Annotated in this window: 6 protein-coding genes; 4 read left to right on the top strand and 2 right to left on the bottom strand. The window is 73.6% G+C overall.

The window, feature by feature from the left end:
- The first annotated feature begins 96 nt into the window (after positions 1-96).
- The gene (locus RIN80_RS26265; protein WP_309098132.1) at positions 97-1,281 is read left to right on the top strand and encodes a winged helix DNA-binding domain-containing protein; all 1,185 of its coding nucleotides are present in this window, start codon (positions 97-99) and stop codon (positions 1,279-1,281) included.
- A gap of 168 nt (positions 1,282-1,449) precedes the next feature.
- Here RIN80_RS26265 and RIN80_RS26260 read toward each other — a convergent pair whose 3' ends face one another.
- Positions 1,450-2,073 carry a TetR/AcrR family transcriptional regulator gene (locus tag RIN80_RS26260; RefSeq protein WP_309098131.1) on the bottom strand — a complete coding sequence of 208 codons (624 nt, stop codon included), beginning with the start codon at positions 2,071-2,073 and terminating at the stop codon, positions 1,450-1,452.
- 96 nt (positions 2,074-2,169) lie between these two features.
- Between RIN80_RS26260 and RIN80_RS26255 the strand changes: the two genes are divergently transcribed.
- A complete protein-coding gene (locus RIN80_RS26255) occupies positions 2,170-3,225 on the top strand; it encodes an aldo/keto reductase (protein WP_309098130.1) in 1,056 nt (351 codons plus the stop codon).
- A gap of 60 nt (positions 3,226-3,285) precedes the next feature.
- On the opposite strand, the gene RIN80_RS26250 is transcribed toward RIN80_RS26255, so the two are convergent.
- A complete protein-coding gene (locus RIN80_RS26250; protein WP_309098129.1) occupies positions 3,286-3,600 on the bottom strand; it encodes a hypothetical protein in 315 nt (104 codons plus the stop codon).
- Positions 3,601-3,829: 229 nt separating this feature from the next.
- On the opposite strand from RIN80_RS26250, the gene RIN80_RS26245 reads away from it, so the two are divergent.
- Both RIN80_RS26245 and RIN80_RS26240 read left to right on the top strand, forming a co-directional pair.
- Entirely contained in the window at positions 3,830-4,189 is a 360-nt protein-coding gene (locus tag RIN80_RS26245) for an arsenate reductase family protein (RefSeq protein ID WP_309098128.1), read from the top strand.
- A 118-nt stretch (positions 4,190-4,307) separates the two neighbouring features.
- Positions 4,308-4,991 (top strand): hypothetical protein, encoded by a 684-nt coding sequence (locus tag RIN80_RS26240; RefSeq protein ID WP_309098127.1) that lies wholly within the window; start codon positions 4,308-4,310, stop codon positions 4,989-4,991.
- Positions 4,992-4,999: the final 8 nt, after the last annotated feature.

The raw sequence follows: 4,999 nt of genomic DNA, 5'->3' as shown, positions 1-4,999 counted from the left end.
GCGGGCCGGCCGCTGTCGCGCGGCAGGTCGCGGTGCGATGTCAGTGGTGACCGCGATGATGCTGTCCCGTAGGCAGAGGCGAGGAGGGAGGCCGGGATGGCGGCGGAGCGGTACATCGGTGTGGCGGAGCGGCGGGCGCGGCTCGCGCTGCGCCACCGGCTGGCCGGGCAGGCCAAGGCGGCCACGCCCGAGGCGGTCGCCGACGCGCTCGTCGCGCTGCACGGCACGGACCCGGCGACGGTGTACCTGGCGGTGGGCGCGCGGCTCGCGGACCCGGCGAGGACGGTGGAGGAGACCGGGCGGGCGCTGTACGAGGACCGTTCCCTGGTGCGGATGCACGGCATGCGGCACACGGTGTTCGTGTTCCCCACGGCTTTGACCGCCGTCGTGCACGCCTCGACGGGCCTGGCGGTGGCCGCCCGGGAGCGGGCCGCGCTGCTCTCGCACATGGCGGCGGCGGGGGCGCCGGACGCGGCCTGGCTGAAGGAGGTCGAGGAGTCGACGCTGGCCGTCCTCGCCCGGCGCGGACAGGCCACGGCCGCCGAGCTCGCCCGCGAGGAGCCGCGTCTGAAGGAGCAGTTCGTGTACGCGGCCGGCAGGAGTTACGAGGGGGTGCACACGGTCTCGACCCGCCTGCTGAAGGTGCTCGGCGCGGAGGGGAAGGTCGTCCGCGGCCGGCCGCTCGGCTCCTGGACGTCCGGTCAGTTCCGCTGGGCCCTCGCGCCCGAGCACCCCGAGCTGGACGAGGCCCGGGCCCGGGCGCAGTTGCTGGGGCGGTGGCTCGCCGCGTGCGGCCCGGCGACCGAGGCCGACCTGAAGTGGTGGACGGGGTGGCGGGTGACGCAGGTCCGCGCGGCGCTGGCCGCGATCGGGGCGCGGCCGGTGTCCCTGGACGAGGGCACGGGCTATGTCACGGAGGACGACACGGGCCCGGCGCCCGAACCGGACGAGCCCTGGGCCGCACTCCTGCCCGGGCTCGATCCCACGGCCATGGGCTGGCAGCAGCGCGACTTCTTTCTCGCACCGGAGCTGCGGCCCGCCCTGTTCGACCGCAGCGGCAACGTCGGGCCGACGGTGTGGTGGAACGGGCGGGTGATCGGCGGCTGGGCGCAGCGGGCCGACGGGGAGATCGTCTGGCGGATCCTCGACGGGGAGGGCGTCGGCCGGGAGACCCACGCGGCGATCGAGGCGGCGGCACAACGGCTCACCGGCTGGCTGGGGACGACGAGAATCACGCCCCGCTTCCGCACACCGCTGGAGAAGGAACTGGCAGCGCGCTGAGCAGCGACGGGGGTGGGCCGACCCGGTAGCCGGGACTGGTGGCTGGCGCATTGCCCGGGGCGGGTGACCGGTGCATGTCCCCCCGGGGTGACGGACGCGGTAACCGACTGGCGTGCCCGAGCGGCGGCCGGAGAGAGTGGCCCGCGGACACACACCCCGTCACCCCCGTCACCCCCCGGCAGGCCCCCGCACGTACGCCCCCGCCCGCGCCGCGATCGCCGCGGCCTTCGCCGCGCGGTCGGCCAGGGTCTCGTCGAGTCGGCCGCCGCTGATGAGCAGGTGGTAGTAGAGCGGAGCGGAAACGGCGCGGATCACCTCGTGCGCGTCGGTGCCCTCGGGCGCCTCGCCCCGGTCGACGGCCTGCCGGACGCAGGGGGCCCACTCCCGGACGCGGATGTCGTAGAAGCGGTGCAGGGCCGCGGCCGTCTTCGCGTCCCCCGTCGCGGCGGCGATCAGCGCCTTGAACAGCGCCCCCTGCCGAGGGTCCGTCAGGGTCCGGTGCACGAGACGGGCGTTGGCCGTCAGGTCGCCGAGCAGGGAACCGGTCTCGGTGCGCGGCGCGGACTGCTCGGCCATGTCCACCAGGAGGTCGGCCACCAGTCCGGTCACCGTCCCCCAGCGGCGGTAGACGGTCGTCTTGCCCACCCCGGCGCGGCGGGCGATGTCGGCCAGGTCCAGGCCGGTGAAGCCCTGCTCGGTCAGGGCGTCCTCGGCCGCCCGCAGCACGGCCTCCCGCACCCGCGCCGTACGCCCGCCGGGCCGCAGCGTCCCCGGCTCGCCTCCGTCAGCCATAACGGTACTCCTGTTCCATTAAGCGCCTCGCCCTGCTAGCCTAATGACCGCTAACGGAACCCCAGACCCGTTAGTTGTGACCAAGGAGGGTCCGCGATGGAATACAGGCGATTGGGTGCGTCCGGGCTGATGGTCCCCGCGCTGAGCTTCGGCGCCGGCACCTTCGGCGGCCGGGGCCCGCTGTTCGGGGCGTGGGGCGCGACCGACGCACGGGAGGCCCGCCGCCTGGTGGACATCTGCCTGGACGCCGGCATCACGCTGTTCGACACCGCCGACGTCTACTCCGCCGGCGCGTCCGAGGAGGTGCTCGGCCAGGCGATCAAGGGCCGCCGCGACCAGGTGCTCCTCTCCACGAAGACGGGCCTGCCCCTGGGCGACGGCCCGGGCGACGCGGGCACCTCGCGCTCCCGGCTGATCACCGCCTGCGAGGACGCCCTGCGCCGGCTGGGCACCGACCACATCGACCTGTTCCAGCTCCACGCCTTCGACGCCGGCACACCGGTCGAAGAGGTGCTGGACGCCCTCGACAGCCTGGTCCGGGCGGGCAAGGTGCGCTACACCGGCGTCTCCAACTTCTCCGGCTGGCAGCTGATGAAGTCCCTCGCGGCGGCGGACCGGCTCGGCCGCCCCCGCCACGTGGCCCACCAGGTCTACTACTCCCTCGTCGGCCGCGACTACGAGTGGGAGCTGCTGCCGCTCGCCCGGGACCAGGGCCTCGGCGCGCTGGTGTGGAGCCCGCTCGGCTGGGGCCGCCTCACCGGCCGTGTCCGCCGCGGCACCCCGCTCCCGCCCGGCAGCCGGCTGCACAGCACCGCCGACTACGGTCCGCCGGTCGACGACGACCACCTGTACCGCGTGGTCGACGTGCTGGACGAGATCGCGCGGGAGACGGGCCGGGCCGTCCCGCAGATCGCACTCAACTGGCTGCTGCGCCGCCCGACCGTCTCCTCCGTCATCATCGGCGCCCGCGACGAGCGGCAGCTGCGCCAGAACCTCGGCGCCGTCGGCTGGAGCCTCACCCCCGAGCAGGTGGCGCGACTGGACGCGGCGAGCCACCGCCCGGCGCCGTACCCGTACTTCCCCTACGAGCGGCAGGAGGGCTTCGCCCGGCTGAACCCGCCGGTGTTCGCGGCACCGGAGCGGGCGGCGTGAGAAGGCGCACCGCGCGCCGGGCGCCCGCACGGCTGGGCGCCCGGCGCGCGAACGGTCCCATCAGCGTGCGTAGCGCATGAACGCCCGCACCATGTGGCACGTCGTGTCCGACGGCGGGTGGACGCCGATCAGCTCCGCCGTGTCGCGGATGGTCTCGTTGCGGGCCTGGTTCGGCAGGTAGACGCCGGAGTCGAGCAGGGCGATGGCCAGCCGCATCGCCTTGAGGCGGCGGTTGTGCGTCACGTACCACTCGCGGGGCCGGCCCGGCGGCAGCGGTCGCTTCTCCACGGGCGCGTACGGCAGGTCGAGCAGGACGGGACGCTTCGCGGTGGACTGGGTGGGCAACGGCTTCGGCTTCAGAGCGGCAGCGGGCACAGGCATCCTCCTGTCGCGGTCGGGCGGTCCGCCGAAGACGTCGGCGTCATCGGCGTCACCCTCGAACACTGCTTCCAGTTTACCGCCGGGCACTGACAACGGGCAGTCCGCAACCAGTCACAAAAGCCCAGGTGGATACGGAAATTGACACCTCGTCACGGCAGCTGCGGAAGGGGCGGGTGAGTCGGCAGAAAATCGAACAGAGCCGGGAGCGCGTACCGTGGCCGGCATGGAGATCTGGATCAATCCGGCCTGCTCGAAGTGCCGCAGCGCCGTACAGCTGCTCGACGCCGAGGGCGCCGACTACACCGTGCGCCGTTACCTGGAGGACGTGCCGAGCGAGGAGGAGATCCGCGGCGTGCTCACGCGCCTCGGCCTCGAACCCTGGGACATCACCCGGACGCAGGAGGCGGCCGCCAAGGACCTCGGGCTGAAGGAGTGGCCGCGGGACGCCGGAGCGCGCGACCGGTGGATCAAGGCGCTGGCCGAGCACCCGAAGCTGATCCAGCGCCCGATCATCACCGCGGACGACGGCACGGCGGTGGTGGCCCGCACCGACGAGGCCGTACGCGACGCGCTGGGGCGTTGACGCCGGTCAACAGCCTTGTGGCGCAGGTCACTCCAGCGTCTCCCGCGGCTGCTGAGCAACCCCGTTCGGTATCTCGTACATAGCGGCGTACGCTCCCCTACCGCTTCAGGAGGCGCGCATGTCGCGCAGGAGAACTCTCGGCACGAAGAAGAAGATCGCGCTGCTCGTGAGCGCGGCGACGGTGGCGGGAGGCGGGGCCTTCGTCATGGCGAGCACGTCGAACGCCGCGCCCACCCCCAAGTCGGCGTCGGAGTCGACGGTCTGCCTGGGCCTCGCCACCGCCCTCGGCAACAACCAGAAGTTCATCGCGGACCAGCGGGCCAAGCCCGACGCCCAGTCCGAGGCACGGATCGCCAACCGCGAGGCGGTCGTCGCGGAGATCAAGCGCAAGCAGGAGGCGTCGGGCTGCGTGGTGGGGGAGTCGGCTCAGGACTCCCAGGCCACGCAGCCCGCGCAGCCCGCCCAGCCGTCGGCCCCCGCGGCGTCGGCCCCGGCCGCCCCGCCCGCCGCGTCCGCGCCGGCGGGGAACGCCGGTGGCGGTGGCGCGGCCGCCGGGCAGCAGGTGTGCAACGGCTCCACGGTCACGCTCTCCGGCGAGGGCGGTGCGCCCGCCGCGTCCAGCAACCAGTTCCCGGCCGGCACGAAACTGAAGGTCACCAACCTGGACAACAACAAGTCCACGACGGTGGAGGTCACTTCGGTCTCCGGCAGCTGTGTGCTGCTCAACAACGCGGCCTTCGAACAGGTCCGCGAGCCCGGCAAGTTCCTGATCCGCCGGGCCGTGATCGAGAAGGTGGGGTGAGGCCGGGC

It is taken from the genome of Streptomyces sp. (assembly GCF_031181705.1).
GTDB lineage: Bacteria > Actinomycetota > Actinomycetes > Streptomycetales > Streptomycetaceae > Streptomyces.
This window is presented reverse-complemented; position numbering and strand designations above follow the sequence as displayed.

Coding starts and splice junctions, on each gene's coding strand:
- RIN80_RS26245 (WP_309098128.1), top strand. CDS start 3,830: ATGGAGATCTGGATCAATCCGGCCTGCTCGAAGTGCCGCAGCGCCGTA.
- RIN80_RS26240 (WP_309098127.1), top strand. CDS start 4,308: ATGTCGCGCAGGAGAACTCTCGGCACGAAGAAGAAGATCGCGCTGCTC.
- RIN80_RS26260 (WP_309098131.1), bottom strand. CDS start 2,073: ATGGCTGACGGAGGCGAGCCGGGGACGCTGCGGCCCGGCGGGCGTACG.
- RIN80_RS26255 (WP_309098130.1), top strand. CDS start 2,170: ATGGAATACAGGCGATTGGGTGCGTCCGGGCTGATGGTCCCCGCGCTG.
- RIN80_RS26265 (WP_309098132.1), top strand. CDS start 97: ATGGCGGCGGAGCGGTACATCGGTGTGGCGGAGCGGCGGGCGCGGCTC.